11 protein-coding genes are annotated in these 13603 nt (G+C 66.2%); 5 read left to right on the top strand and 6 right to left on the bottom strand.

What is annotated here, in order from left to right; genetic code table 11:
* The first annotated feature begins 26 nt into the window (after positions 1-26).
* Positions 27-1106: an ABC transporter ATP-binding protein gene (locus ACT2B0_RS10625; RefSeq protein ID WP_473464478.1), complete on the top strand. Its 1080-nt coding sequence runs from the start codon at positions 27-29 to the stop codon at positions 1104-1106.
* 71 nt (positions 1107-1177) lie between these two features.
* Here the strand turns inward: ACT2B0_RS10625 and ACT2B0_RS10620 are convergent, their stop codons facing one another.
* The 4 genes from ACT2B0_RS10620 to ACT2B0_RS10605 are packed head-to-tail and all read right to left on the bottom strand — an operon-like array spanning position 1178 to position 5011.
* Positions 1178-2167 carry a hydroxyacid dehydrogenase gene (locus ACT2B0_RS10620; protein WP_473464475.1) on the bottom strand — a complete coding sequence of 330 codons (990 nt, stop codon included), beginning with the start codon at positions 2165-2167 and terminating at the stop codon, positions 1178-1180.
* Entirely contained in the window at positions 2160-2894 is a 735-nt protein-coding gene (locus ACT2B0_RS10615; protein WP_473464473.1) for a FadR/GntR family transcriptional regulator, read from the bottom strand. The genes ACT2B0_RS10620 and ACT2B0_RS10615 overlap by 8 nt, the downstream gene beginning before the upstream one ends.
* A 5-nt stretch (positions 2895-2899) precedes the next feature.
* Positions 2900-4066, bottom strand: coding sequence for a mandelate racemase/muconate lactonizing enzyme family protein (locus ACT2B0_RS10610; RefSeq protein WP_473464470.1), 1167 nt, complete (start codon positions 4064-4066; stop codon positions 2900-2902).
* 57 nt (positions 4067-4123) lie between these two features.
* Positions 4124-5011 (bottom strand): sugar phosphate isomerase/epimerase family protein, encoded by an 888-nt coding sequence (locus ACT2B0_RS10605; RefSeq protein ID WP_473464467.1) that lies wholly within the window; start codon positions 5009-5011, stop codon positions 4124-4126.
* A 443-nt stretch (positions 5012-5454) separates the two neighbouring features.
* On the opposite strand from ACT2B0_RS10605, the gene ACT2B0_RS10600 reads away from it, so the two are divergent.
* Together ACT2B0_RS10600 and ACT2B0_RS10595 are read left to right on the top strand one after the other, a co-directional pair.
* Entirely contained in the window at positions 5455-6513 is a 1059-nt protein-coding gene (locus ACT2B0_RS10600) for a sugar phosphate isomerase/epimerase family protein (protein ID WP_473464464.1), read from the top strand.
* Positions 6514-6524: 11 nt separating this feature from the next.
* On the top strand, positions 6525-7697 hold the full coding sequence (locus ACT2B0_RS10595; protein ID WP_473464461.1) for a Gfo/Idh/MocA family protein: 1173 nt from the start codon (positions 6525-6527) through the stop codon (positions 7695-7697).
* Between the two features lie 22 nt (positions 7698-7719).
* Here the strand turns inward: ACT2B0_RS10595 and ACT2B0_RS10590 are convergent, their stop codons facing one another.
* The gene (locus ACT2B0_RS10590; protein WP_473464458.1) at positions 7720-8274 is read right to left on the bottom strand and encodes a TetR/AcrR family transcriptional regulator; all 555 of its coding nucleotides are present in this window, start codon (positions 8272-8274) and stop codon (positions 7720-7722) included.
* Between the two features lie 149 nt (positions 8275-8423).
* On the opposite strand from ACT2B0_RS10590, the gene ACT2B0_RS10585 reads away from it, so the two are divergent.
* Both ACT2B0_RS10585 and ACT2B0_RS10580 read left to right on the top strand, forming a co-directional pair.
* Positions 8424-9560, top strand: a complete 1137-nt coding sequence (locus ACT2B0_RS10585) for an efflux RND transporter periplasmic adaptor subunit (protein ID WP_473464456.1) — start codon at positions 8424-8426, stop codon at positions 9558-9560.
* Positions 9557-12625, top strand: coding sequence for an efflux RND transporter permease subunit (locus tag ACT2B0_RS10580; protein ID WP_473464454.1), 3069 nt, complete (start codon positions 9557-9559; stop codon positions 12623-12625). The genes ACT2B0_RS10585 and ACT2B0_RS10580 overlap by 4 nt, the downstream gene beginning before the upstream one ends.
* Before the next feature lie 12 nt (positions 12626-12637).
* Here ACT2B0_RS10580 and ACT2B0_RS10575 read toward each other — a convergent pair whose 3' ends face one another.
* Entirely contained in the window at positions 12638-13522 is an 885-nt protein-coding gene (locus ACT2B0_RS10575) for an alpha/beta hydrolase family protein (protein WP_473464451.1), read from the bottom strand.
* Positions 13523-13603: the final 81 nt, after the last annotated feature.

Genomic DNA, 13603 nt, shown 5'->3' with positions numbered 1-13603 from the left:
GCCGCACGCCAGGACGGATAACACGCATGGCCCATATCCAGCTCAAGAACATCAGCAAGAAATTCGGCAGCCACGCCGCACTCAAGGATCTCAATGTCGAGATCGCCGACGGCGAGTTCTTCGTCCTGCTCGGCGAAACCGGCGCCGGCAAGACGACCACGCTGCGCGTGATCGCCGGCCTCGAGGCGCCGACGACGGGCGAGGTGCTCATCGACGGCGAACGGGTGAACGACTGGGGCCCGGCCGAGCGCGACGTCGCGCTGGTTTTGCAGCAATATTCGCTTTATCCGCGCTATACCGTGCGCGAAAATCTCGAATTTCCGCTGAAATCGAAGATTCGCGCCACGCCGCGCGCCGAAATCGACGAAAAAGTGGCGCGAGTCGCCAAGGTTTTGCGGATCGAACACCTGCTCGAGCGCAAGACGGACCGCCTGTCCGGCGGCGAGATGCAGCGCGTGTCGATCGGGCGCGCCATCGTGCGCGAGCCGCGCGTTTTCTTGATGGACGAGCCGCTGTCGGCGCTCGACGCCAAGCTGCGCGAGGCGCTGCGCACGCAGTTGAAGAACCTGCAGATGAATCTCGGCGCGACCTTCCTGTTCGTCACCCACGACCAGGTCGAGGCGATGTCGATGGGCGACAAGATCGGCGTGCTCAACGAGGGACGCCTGGTCCAGATCGGCACGCCGCAGGAGATCTATTCCCGCCCGCGCAACACGTTTGTCGCCCGGGCGGTCGGCTCGCCGCCGATGAACCTGCTCGACGGCAAGGTGGAGGATGGCGGCGCGGCGCTGTCGCGGGCCGGCCAGACGCTGCCGCTCGCCGGTACGCTCAACGGCGCGGTCGCCGGCCGCGACCTGACCTTCGGCATCCGCCCCGAGGATGTGCGGCTTGCCGCCGATGCGCCGGGGGAAGCCACGATCCACGACATCGAGGACCATGGCGTGGAAAAGATCCTGACCCTGCATGCCGGCGCCTCGGTGCTGCGCGCGACGGTCTCGGCCCAGACCAGGGTCGCCTATGACGAGCAGGTGCGGTTTGCCTGGGATCCCGAAAAGGTCCATGTCTTCGACCGGGCCTCGGGTCTGAGCCTGCACCACGCCTCGTAGGGTTTTTTGGCACGCCAAAGAGAGCGGCGCCGGTCGCGGAGCTCTTTGGCGTAGAGCGAAGACGGCTCGTCTTACGCGGCCGGAAAGCGGGACCGGTAACGCGGCTCGGCGTCCGGGTTGCAGAAATTGACCGGCAGGTCGCCGGCCAGGATGCGCAGGCTTTCCTCGACCGCACCGAGGCCCATGCGGGCCATGCTTTCCTCGGTAATGCCGGCCATGTGCGGCGTCAGCAGCACGTTGTCGAACCCTAGCAGCGGGTGGTCGGCGGGCAAGGGCTGGGTGTCGAAGACGTCGAGCGCCGCACCGCCGATACGGTCGTTTCGCAGCGCGTCCACCAGCGCGGCCTCGTCGATTACCGGTCCGCGCGCGACGTTGATGAGGATGGCCTCGCGCTTCATGCGCGCAAGGCGCCTTGCGTCGATCAGCCCGCGGGTCTCGTCCGTCAGCGGACAGCACAGCACCACGATATCGCTTTCGGCCACCAGGGCGTCGACATCGCGATAGGGAATGGTGTCGGGGACAGAGCGCGGATTGCGGCTGTTGGCGATCACGTCGAGACCGAAGCCCCGGGTGGCGATCTCGGCCACGGTGCGGCCGATATTGCCCATGCCGACAATGCCGATCGTACGGCCGAAAAGCTCGTTGGTGTCAACGGCGTGGGCGCGGCCGGCGAGCCAGCCCTTGGTGCGCAGGTCGCGGTCGACCAGGCGGAAGCGGCGCAACAGCGCCATGGCGGCAAACAGCACATGCTCGGCCACGGTGCGCGCGTTAACGCCGGGCACGTTGGCGACCAGAACGCCGGCGGCCGTTGCCGCCTCGACCGGGATCATGTCGAGCCCGGCGCCGTGGCGCACCGCGGCGCGCAGCCGGCTTGCCCGTTTGAACAGCGATGCGGGCAGGGGCGCGCGCACGATGACGATCTCGGCCTGTTCGGCCTCGCGCACGAGCGTCGCGGGGTCGAGGGCGGAGGCGATCGTCAGCCGGGCGACACCGTCCAGCTTGGCCGCGGCCTGCGGGTGAAGCGGATGGGTGGACAGGACGCGCGGGCTCTTGTCAGACATTCTCAAGCTGCGGATCGGGTTTGGCCGGACCCGAACCATCCACCGGCGTGCCGCTTTCGATCAAGCCCTTCCAGTAGCTTTCCACGCCCTGCAGATGCGCGCTCATCAGCGCCTGGGCCAGGTTGCCGTCGCGGCGCACCAGCGCGTCGAAGATCTGCAGATGTTCGGCATGGGATTTCCGGCCCCGCTCGGGATCGCTGAAATAGACCGGCAGCCTGGCTTCGCCCATCACGTAATAGACGCTGCACACACGGTAGAACACGCTGTTCTTGGTCGCGCGCACGATCTCGAGGTGAAAGTCGCGATCTTCCTTGTTAAGCGGTTCGCCCGCCGCCAGCCGCTTTTCGGAGCGGTCGAGCACCTCGCGCAGCGCCTGGTAATTTTCTTCCGTGGCCCGTTCGCAGGCGAGTTCGGAGGCCTTGATCTCGTGGATCTTGCGCAGTTCCACCGCCTCGTAGATCTGCACCGGGTCGAGCGGCAGCCCGGCGCGGGCAAACAGCGCCAGCGCCTCCACGCTCGCCCGGCTCTGGGTCAGGTAGATGCCGGATTTGGCGCGCCGCTCGACGATCTGCATGGCTTCGAGGATGGCCAGCGCCTCGCGGATCTGGCCGCGGCTGACGCAAAAGTGCTCGGCGAGCTCGCGCTCGGAGGGCGTGCGCGCGCTCTGTTTGTCGGTGTGGGCAAACAGGTAGGCGGCGAGGTCGGCAAGCAGGCTTTTTTCGGTCATTCCGTTCAGTCCACCGCGTGGTTTCTCACATAGTCCTCCGAGATGGTAAAACCGAGGCCGGGTCGGTCCGGAACATCGATCATGCCGTCTTGCACCGAAACCGTCTCCTCGACGAGATCGTGTATCATCGGATTTGCGCCCAGCGAATATTCGATGATGAAGCTTGCAGGCGATGCGGCACATAGATGCAGGCCGGCGAAGAAGCAGGGCGCGCCGGCCCACAGGTGCGGGGCGAGGCGCAAATTGAAGCTGGAGGCGAGCGCGGCGATCTTCAAGCCTTCGCTGATGCCGCCGCAATAGCCGAGATCGGGCTGGAAGATGTCGACGGCCCGCAGCACGGCGAGATCGCGAAACGCGAACCGCGTCGCCTCGCTCTCGCCGGCAGCGATCGGGATCGAGCAAGCCGCGCGTATCTCGGCCATGCCGGGCTTGTCGTCGGCGATCACAGGCTCCTCGAACCAGGCGACATCCTGATCCTGGATCAGGGCGGCGAAACGCTTGGCGTCGCCGACATTGAAGGTGCCGTGCGCGTCGACCATGATGTCGATGCCGGGGCCGAGCGCCGCGCGGGCGGCGCGCACGCGCGCGGCCGAGACGTGCGGGGCGCCATCGATCGCGCCGACCCGCATCTTCACCGCGCGGAAGCCGCCTTTTTCGACATAGGAGGAGAGCTGCTCGCCGATCGTGTCGACGCCGGCCCAGCCGCCGGAGGCGTAGGCGGGCAGCCTGTCGGCCTTGCGTCCGCCCAAAAGCCGCCAGACCGGCACGCCCAGATCTTTGCCCAAAATGTCCCATAGCGCGATGTCGATGGCGCTGATGGCGGCAAGGGTGTGGCCGCGGCGGGCCAGTTGCGGCATGGCGTGGCCGGCGCGGGCGGCGGTCCGGTGGCGTACGCCGTTATAAAGCGTCTCCCAGATCACGCCCGGCTCGCGCGGGTCGCGGCCGATCAACACCGGCGCGACCTCGCGGTTGATCAGATGCACCAGGGCGGCATAGTCGCCGGCGCTGCCGGCGGCGTTCTTGCCTTCGCCCCAGCCGACGATGCCGCACTCGGTTTCCACCCGAACGATGGCGGCATCGAATGTCGCGATCTGTCCGAAATCGCTACGATGCTGGTTCTTCCTGTCGATGGGGACGCGCACCCACCAAGCTTCAATACGCGCTATACGCATCTTATTCCCCGTGCCGTTCCCGCAGTCGCGGCGGGAACGGCCGTACCCGTCCCGATCCTAGCGGATCAGGGGCAGGATGGTTTCCGCCGTGATGCGCATCTGGTCGGCATAAAATGCCTCCGTCAGCACGCTCGATCCGTGATCCTGGATGAATTTGAGCTGTTCGGGCGGGATGTCGCTCGGATTGCGGTCGACCATGTCGGGATAGATCGCAGCCGGAGTGCGATCGACGGGCGCCACGAACTCGTTGGTCAGCGCACCGTCATAGCCGATCTCCTTCAGCGTGGCGACGATCTTGGCCCAGTCGAGATGGCCCAGCCCGGCCGCGAAACGGTTGTTGTCGGCGACGTGGAAGTCGAACAGCCGGTCGCCGGCGAGCCGGATCGCGTCATAGATGTCGGCTTCCTCGATGTTGAGATGGAAGGCGTCGAGGCAGACCCCGCATTCGGGACTGACCGCGTCGGCAAGCGCCAGCGCCTGGGCGCAGCGGTTGAACAGATAGGTCTCGAACCGGTTCAGCGGCTCGACGGCGACGCGAACCCCCTTCTTCTTTGCATGCTCGAAACATTCCTTGGTCGAGTCGACCACCCATTGCCACTCTTCTTCCTCCGTGGCGTCGGGGACCACCTTGCCGACGGTGCACGGCACCAGGGTGATGATCTCGCCCTCGAGCTCGTTGACCATGGTGATCACGCTCTTGACGTAGTCGACCGAGGCGGCGCGCTGGGCCGGATCCTTGGCGGCGAGATTGCGCTCGCCGAGCGTCAGCGTCACCGCGCCCCAGCAGCGGATGCCGTGCTGCTTGAGCAGGGCGCGCGTCTCCTTGGTGTCGTACTGGGCGGGTTCGCCGGAAATCTCGATCGATTCGTAACCGAACTTCTTGATCCGGGCGAGCGTGCGCTCGAGCGGCTCGGCGCGCATCCAGTTGTGCGTCGAAAGGTGCATGGTCGGTCCTTCTCCAAAATCGCTTGCGAGCGCCGCCGCCACGGGCGCACGCTCTCCTCCCTCGAAACGGCCCGACTGGCAAACTGGTTGGACCAGTCTGGCGTTCCTGATTTTCTAGCGGATTTCCAAACCGCTCGCAAGCGCGTCCGGAAAAGAGTCGTGTATTCAGAATAATGATCTGAAAAATAATGCATATTTTGGAAAGTTCGTGCCGGCCTCATGAAAAAGGCCGCGCGCCGCGCGCCTTGACCGCGACGGAAAATTTGGTAATACCAAATAAGCGAGCGGGTCATGTCCAGTCGCGATCGCGGGCCTCCCGGAACCGGCGCGACTGGACGCTTGCTCCTCCGGGGAGGAGGGCGCGCCGAACGGCGCCGGGAGCGGTTATCGCTCCGGCATTCGCGTGCGGTCCCGGTAGCATCACGCCCAACAGGGAGGGGACAATGCCGACGACAATGAAGGGCCCGGCGATTTTTCTCGCGCAGTTCGCCGGCGACGAGGCGCCGTTCAATTCGCTGCCGGCGATCGCCCAATGGGCCGCCGGCCTCGGATACAAAGGCGTCCAGATCCCGACCTGGGACGCACGCCTGTTCGATCTCGAGAAGGCGGCCGGCTCGAAGGATTATTGCGACGAGGTCAAGGGCATCTGCGCGGAAGCCGGCGTCGCCGTGACCGAGCTCTCGACGCATTTGCAGGGCCAGCTCGTCGCCGTGCATCCGGCCTATGACAGCGCCTTCGACGCGTTCGCGCCGGCCGACGTGCACAACAACCCGAAGGCGCGCCAGACATGGGCCGTCGAGCAGGTGACGATGGCGGCCAAGGCATCGCGCAATCTCGGGCTCGACGTGTCGGTGTCGTTTACCGGCGCGCTCGCCTTTCCCTATCTCTATCCCTGGCCGCAACGCCCGGCCGGGCTGATCGAAGAGGCGTTCGCCGAGCTCGGCCGGCGCTGGAAACCGATCCTCGACGTCTACGAAGACAACGGCGTTTATCTCGGCTACGAGATCCATCCGGGCGAGGATGTGTTCGACGGCGCGACCTTCGAGATGTTTTTGGACGCGGTCGGCGGCCACAAGCGCTGCGCGATCAATTACGATCCATCGCATTTCCTCTTGCAGCAGCTCGACTATCTCGCCTTCATCGACATCTATCACGAGCATATCAGGGCTTTCCACGTGAAGGACGCCGAGTTCAATCCGACCGGGCGCCAGGGTGTTTATTCGGGTTATCAGGGCTGGGTCGAGCGGGCTGGGCGGTTCCGTTCGCTGGGCGACGGCCAGGTCGATTTCGCCGGCATCTTTTCCAAGCTTGCGCAATATGATTACGCCTCCTGGGCGGTGCTGGAATGGGAGTGCTGCCTGAAGCATCCGGAGGACGGCGCGGCCGAGGGCGCGCCGTTCATCGAGCAGCACATCATCCGGGTGACGGAGCGGGCTTTTGACGATTTCGCCGGCGGCGAGACCGACAAGGCGGCGCTCAGGACGATGATGGGGATCGAGTAGGGAGGGCCGTCATGGTCGGCGCATCAAGAACACGGACGGAGAACGGACCGATCCGTTACGGCATGGTCGGCGGCGGGCAGGGCGCCTTCATCGGCGCGGTACACCGCATCGCGGGCCGGCTCGACGGCGAGTTTGCGCTGGTGGCGGGCGCGCTCTCCTCCGATCCCGGGCGCGCGCGCGCCTCGGCGGCCGAGCTCGGGATCGATCCCGAACGCGGCTACGGCTCTTTCAAGGAGATGGCGACGGCGGAGGCGGCGCGCGCCGACGGCATCGAGGCGGTGGCGATCGTCACCCCCAACCACATGCACTATCCGGCCGCCAAGGTGTTTCTGGAGGCGGGCATTCACGTCATCTGCGACAAGCCGATGACCGCCAATCTCGAGGACGCGAAAAAACTCGCCGCGCTGGTGAAAAAATCCGGCAAACTGTTCGTGCTGACGCATAATTACACCGGCTACCCGATGGTGCGCCAGGCGCGCGCGATGGTGGCCGCAGGCGAACTCGGCGCCTTGCGCGTCGTCCAGGTCGAATATCCGCAGGACTGGCTGACCGAGAAGCTCGAGGGCACCGGCCAGAAACAGGCCTCGTGGCGCACCGACCCCGCGCGCTCGGGCGTCGGCGGCGCGACCGGCGACATCGGCACGCATGCCTTCAATCTTGCCCGCTTCGTCACCGGGCTCGAGCTCGACAGTCTCGCCGCCGATCTGACGGCGTTTGTCGACGGCCGGCCGCTCGACGACAACGCGCATGTGATGCTGCGCTTCAAGGGCGGGGCCAAGGGCATGCTGTGGGCGAGCCAGGTCGCGCCCGGCAACGAGAACGCGCTCAAGCTCAGGGTCTACGGCACCAAGGGCGGGCTGGAATGGGAACAGGAGCACCCGAACCATTTGTGGTTCACGCCGTTCGGCGCGCCGAAGCGGCTGATCACCCGCAACGGGGCGGGCGCGGGCGAGGCGGCGGGACGGCTTTCGCGCGTGCCGCCGGGTCATCCTGAAGGCTATCTCGAAGGGTTTGCCAATATCTACGCCGAGGCGGCCCGGGCGATCCGCGCCGCGCGGCGTACGGGCGGCACGGTCGATGACGCCGTCGTCTATCCGACCGTGGAGGATGGGGTGGAAGGCGTCGCCTTCGTCGAGGCGTGTGTGAGATCATCGCAACAAAACGGTGCCTGGACGACGCTTTGAGGCGGATATTGCGGCGCAGATGTCAGGCCGGTTTTGAGGCGGCAAGCAGCGTTTCGAGCTTGGCGTAGGCTGTGGCGCGTTCCGAGGCGTCGAGCACGTTAAGGCCGAGCAGGCGGGTCAGCCGCAGTCCCTCGATTGCCAGGAAGGCGACCAGCGCCATGTGCGGATCGCTTGCCGTGGCGGTCATGCGTGTCAGCGTCTGCCGGTTGAAGCGCAGCACGGGTTCGAGGAAGCTCGGATCCTCGGCAAGCGCGGCCAGCAGGCCGGAGGGCTGTTCGTCGCGCAGGCGCTCCTGATCGCGGGCGACGGCCAGAAACGACGCCGCGAGCGCGTTGGGCCGGCCGGCGCTGCGCGCGGCATGGTCGTTCAGCTCGGCCTCGACCGCGAGCAGATGGTCTTCGACCAGCGCCTCCAGCAATTTCGACTTGGAGGGGAAGTTGTATAGCAAGCCGCCCTTCGACAGGCCCGCGCGCGCGGCAACCGCGTCGAGCGAGAAATGGCCGATGCCGGCCTCGCGGGCGACATCGGCGGCCGCCTTGAGAATTCTTGCGCGGGAGGAAGGGCGTCTCGGCGCCATCGAAACCTGATCCGTGGATATTGACTTTACCGACCAGACGGTACAGTTGGGCGCTCCGACGCGCAAGCGCCCGTAACGGCTATTGTCCTCGCCGGATGTGTCGTCAGCGCGTAGCATGCCCAGACCCGAACCGCCGGAGCCCGCCCCGCATGGTCAAACGCTTTCTCATCGCCTTCGTTCTGGTCGCCCTCGTTGCGGGCGGACTTGTCGGTTTCAACATGTTCAGAGACGAGGCGATCAGCCAGTTTTTCGCCAATCGGCCCCGGCCGGCGGTGACGGTGTCGACGGCAAAGGTCGAAGCCCTGACCTGGACGCCGCGGATCCAGGCGATCGGCACGGTCGGGGCGGCGCGCGGCGTCGATCTGACGGTCGAGACGACCGGCATCGTCCAGGATGTCAGGTTCGACGCCAATGATCGCGTCGAAGAGGGCCAGGTCCTGGTCGTGCTCGACAACAACGTGCAGCGCGCCGATCTCGAAGCCGCCCGCGCCAAGGCGCAGCTCGACATGCAGGTTTTGACACGCGCGCAGGAACTTTTGAAGCGCGGCGTCGGCTCGGAGACGGCGGTGGAAAGCGCGCAGGCGGCGGCGACGGCCTCCGCCTCGCAGGTCGCCAAGCTCGAGGCCGTGCTTGCCCAGAAGGAACTCAAGGCGCCGTTTTCGGGCACGATCGGCATTCCCAGGGTGGAAAAGGGCCAATATATCGCGCCCGGCAATACGGTGGCGACGCTGCAGGATCTGGACACGTTGCGCGCCGATTTCAGCGTGCCGGAACAGAATCTGCCGCTCTTGAAGATCGGACTGCCGGTCCGTTACGGCTTGTCGGAGGACAGGCTCGACTTCTCCGGCAAGGTCACCGGCATCGAGCCGCGCGTCGACCCGCAAACGCGCCTGGTCGCGCTGCGCGCTGAAATCACCGACGCGGGCGGCCGGCTGAGCCCGGGCCAGTTCGTCCAGGTGCGGGTCGAACTGCCGGCCGAGGGCGACGTTCTGGTGGTGCCGCAGACGGCGCTCGTCACCAGCCTCTACGGCGACTATCTGTTCGTGGTCGCGCCGGCCGAGGGCAAGGGCGACGCATCGGAGGGCGAGCCTGGCCTCGTCGCGCGGCAGGTCTTCGTCAAGACCGGGCGCCGGGCCGGCGGCGTGATCGAGGTCGTCTCGGGCGTATCGGCGGGCGACGAGGTCGTCACCGCCGGACAGAACCGTCTGACGAATAACGGCCCGGTTACGGTCGACAACAGTGTCGAGCCGGCGGCGACCCGTTCCGGGGAGGCGGCCGCGCAATGAATTTTTCCGATATCTTCATCCGCCGTCCGGTCCTGTCGACCGTCGTCGGCTTCCTGATCCTTCTGCTCGGCTTCCAGGGCATGATGAACCTCACTGTGCGGCAATATCCGCAGGTCGAGGAAACGGTGATCACCGTCACCACCATCTATCCCGGCGCCAGCGCCGAACTGATCCAAGGTTTTATCACCGCGCCGATCGCCGCGGCGGTGTCGACGACCGAAAACGTCGATTATGTCACCTCGCAAAGCCGGCCGTCGGCCAGCGTGGTGACGGTGCAGATGGAACTGGGCGCCGACCCCGACGTCGCGCTGACGGAAGTGATGTCGAAGGTGCAGGAGGTGCGCGGCAACCTGCCGACGGATGCGCGCGATCCGACCATCGTCAAGGGCACTGGCCAGCAGTTCGCGATCATGTATCTGGCCATGCAGAACCCGAACATGACGGCCGAACAGCTGACGGAATATCTCGACCGGGTCATCCGGCCGCGCCTGTCGACGGTCGAGGGCGTGGCCGAGGCGCAGATCCTGGGGGCCGCGGAGTATTCGATGCGGGTCTGGGTCGATCCGGTGCGGCTCGCCGCGCGCGGCATCACCGCCGCCGAAATGCTCAACGCCATCAACGCCTCGAACTTCCTGTCGGCGCCCGGCAAGATAGAAAACGATTATGTCGCCCATTCGATCACGCTGAAATCGACCCTGCAGACGCCGGAGGCGTTTGCCGCGCTGCCGTTGAAGGCGTCGGGCGACGACGTCGTTCGGCTGGGCGAGGTGGCGCGCGTGGAGCTGGCCGCCGAAAGCACCGACACGGTGGTGAGCTTCAACGGCAAGCCGGGTACCTTTGTCGGCATCTTCCCCACGCCTTCGGCCAATCCGCTCGACACCTCGGCGGCGGTGCTCAAGGAACTGCCGGCGATCCAGGCGAGCCTGCCGGACGGCATGACCGCAACCATGGTCTATGACGCCACCGAGACGATCAGCGCCTCGATCGACGAGGTCTTCAAGACGATCGCCGAAGCGGTGGTGATCGTCATCCTGGTGATTCTGCTCTTCCTGGGCTCGTTCCGCTCGGTGCTGATGCCGATCGTCACCATCCCGTTGTCGCTGATCGGCGTGTGCTTCCTGCTCCTGGTGCTGGGCTATTCGATCAACCTTCTGTCGCTGCTGGCGATGGTGCTGGCGATCGGCCTGGTGGTCGACGACGCGATCGTGGTGGTGGAAAACATCCATCGCCACATCGAGGATGGCATGAGCCCGATGCAGGCGGCCTATCGCGGCATGCGCGAGATCACCGGCCCGGTGGTGGCGATGACGATCACGCTTGCGGCCGTGTTCGCCCCGCTCGGCTTTACCGGCGGTCTGACCGGCTCGCTGTTTCGCGAATTCGCCTTCACGCTCGCCGGCGCGGTGATCATTTCGGGACTTGTCGCGCTGACGATCACGCCGATGATGTCGGCGCGCCTGCTCAAGGCCGGCCATCACAGCCGCTTTCAGCGCATCGTCGACGGCACGTTCGAGCGGGTGTCCAATGTCTACGAGCGGCTGGTGGCCGGCTCGCTCAACTACCGCGCGGTCACCTTGATGATCGTGGCCGTGCTGCTCGGCCTGACCGGCTATCTGTTTACCAAGACGTCCAGCGAACTGGCGCCGGAAGAGGATTCGGGCGCGCTGTTCGCGCTCGTCAACGCGCCCCGCTACGCGACCACGAACTATACCAAGCTCTATACCGACCAGATGCGGGAACTGACCAAGGACCTGCCGGAGCTCGACGCCAATTTCTCCATTGTCGGCCTCGGCGGGCAGACCAACAGTGCAATCGCGGTCTGGTCGTTCAAGGACTGGGCCGAGCGCGAGCGTTCGCAGTCTGAAATCCAGGCCGACATCACCGCGCGGCTGTCCAAGGTCGCCGGCGTGCAGGCGCTGGTGTTCGCGCCGCCCTCGCTGCCGGGGGCGGGCGGGGGGCTGCCGATCTCCGTCGTTGTCCGGGCGACCGGCGCATCGAGCCAGGTGTTCGAGGTCGCCGAGCAGATCAAGCGCGAGGCCGAGGCGAGCGGGCGCTTCATCGTGGTGCAGAATTCGCTCGCCTTCGACGCGCCGCAGGTCACCGTGACCATCGATCGCGACCGGGCGGCGGCGCTCAACCTGCCGATCCGCGATATCGGCTCGACGCTCAGCCTCTTGGTCGGCGGCGGCGCCGTGGCCCAGTTCGACCGCGAATCCAACAGCTACGACATCATCACCCAGGTGCCACAGGAATATCGCGACAATCCGCGCCGTATCGGCGAGTTCTTCGTGCGCAGCGCCACCGGCGAGATGGTGCCTTTGTCGGCGGTCGTGTCGATCGACACCAATGCCGCCCCCTCGGCGATCGAGCAGTTCAACCAGTTGAACTCGGCCACCATCTCGGCCCTGCCTTTGCCCGGCGTCACCACCGGCGATGGCCTGGCGACGATCGTGGAGATCGCCGAGGGCCTGATGCCGAACGGGTTCTTCATCGACTATTCGGGCCAGTCGCGGCTCGAGGCCGAGCAGGGCAACACGATCCTGCTGGCCTTCGGCCTCGCCCTGATCGTCATCTATCTGGTGCTGGCGGCCCAGTTCGAGAGTTTCCGCGATCCGTTCATCATCATGATGTCGGTGCCGCTGTCGATCTTCGGCGCCATTGTGCCGCTCAATCTCGGCCTCGGCACGCTCAACATCTATACCCAGGTCGGGCTGATCACACTGATCGGCCTGATCACCAAGCACGGGATCCTGCTGGTCGAGTTCGCCAATCAGCAGCGCCACGAGCACGGGCTCGACCGGTTCGAGGCGATCATCGCCTCGGCCAAGGTGCGCCTCAGGCCGATCCTGATGACCACGGCGGCGATGGCGCTGGGCGTCGTGCCACTGATCACCGCGCAGGGCGCGGGCGCCGCGGCGCGCTATTCCATGGGGCTGGTGATCTTTTCCGGCATTCTGGTCGGCACGCTGTTCACGCTGTTCGTGGTGCCGATGTTCTACACGTTGATCACCCGGCGCGAACTGGCGCCGGAGCCCGAGCAGCCGCAGATCGCGCCGGCCGAGTAGGGCGGCGCGGCCTCAGCGCATGGCGGAGAGGAAATCGAGCACCGCGCGACGCATTTGCGGGGTTTCCTCGTGTCCGGTCTCGGGCTGCGACAGGCGCGTAAGCGCCGTTGCCGCGCCGGCCGTCTCGTAGGCCGCGCGGGTCTGCCGGTAGGCGGTGTCGACGGCGTCGGGCGGGGTGAGCGGATCGTGGTCGCCGGTGCAGATCAGCTGCGGGCGCGGCGCGACCATGCCGGCGACGCGCCCGGTCGAGGTGGCGGCAAGCAGGCCGGGCACCGTCATATAGTGGCCGTGCAGGTCGTGGGCGCCGGTTTCGATCAGGCTGTCGAGATCAGCATAGGCGCATAGATGCGCCGCGCGCGCCACGCGCGGCTCGAGGGCGGCCAGAAAATAGGCGTGGGTCGCCCCCATCGACAGGCCGAACGTGGCGATGCGGGTCGCGTCGACCTCGGCGCGGGCGGCCAGGTACTCGAAGCCGGCGCGCAGATCGGCAAGCATCAGGCCCATCAGCGTGGTCCCGCGCCACAGCAGCGCCTTGGCGAGCGCGTTTTCCCTGGCGTCGGCCCGCTCGCCGAAGGTCGGCATGTCGAGACACAGGCTCACGAAGCCCGCTTCGGCCATAAGCGGCCCATAGGGACCGATGAGGCTCGGCCGGCCGATAAGGAGTTCGGACGCGCCGATCGCGTATTTGTTGCCGTGGGCATGGCAGTAAAGCACCGCCGGACACGGTCCGCCGGCGCCTGCCGGCCGCGTCAGCAGGCCGCGCACCGGCCGGTCGTCGCCGAAATTGAAGGCCAGGCGCTCGACGACATGGTCGCCCTTGCCGGATCGTTCGGCCACGGCGACGCGGGCGGCGCGCGGCGGCATGTCCAGCAGGCTCTTGAGGTCGTCCGGGGTCATGATCTGATGCCTAAGATGCCAATGTCACGCGTTTCTAATATCATTGGGTTCGAAAGGGAATTGCCCGGATTGGCGCCGTGC

It is taken from the genome of Nitratireductor sp. J20-h4, assembly GCF_056780505.1.
This window is presented reverse-complemented; position numbering and strand designations above follow the sequence as displayed.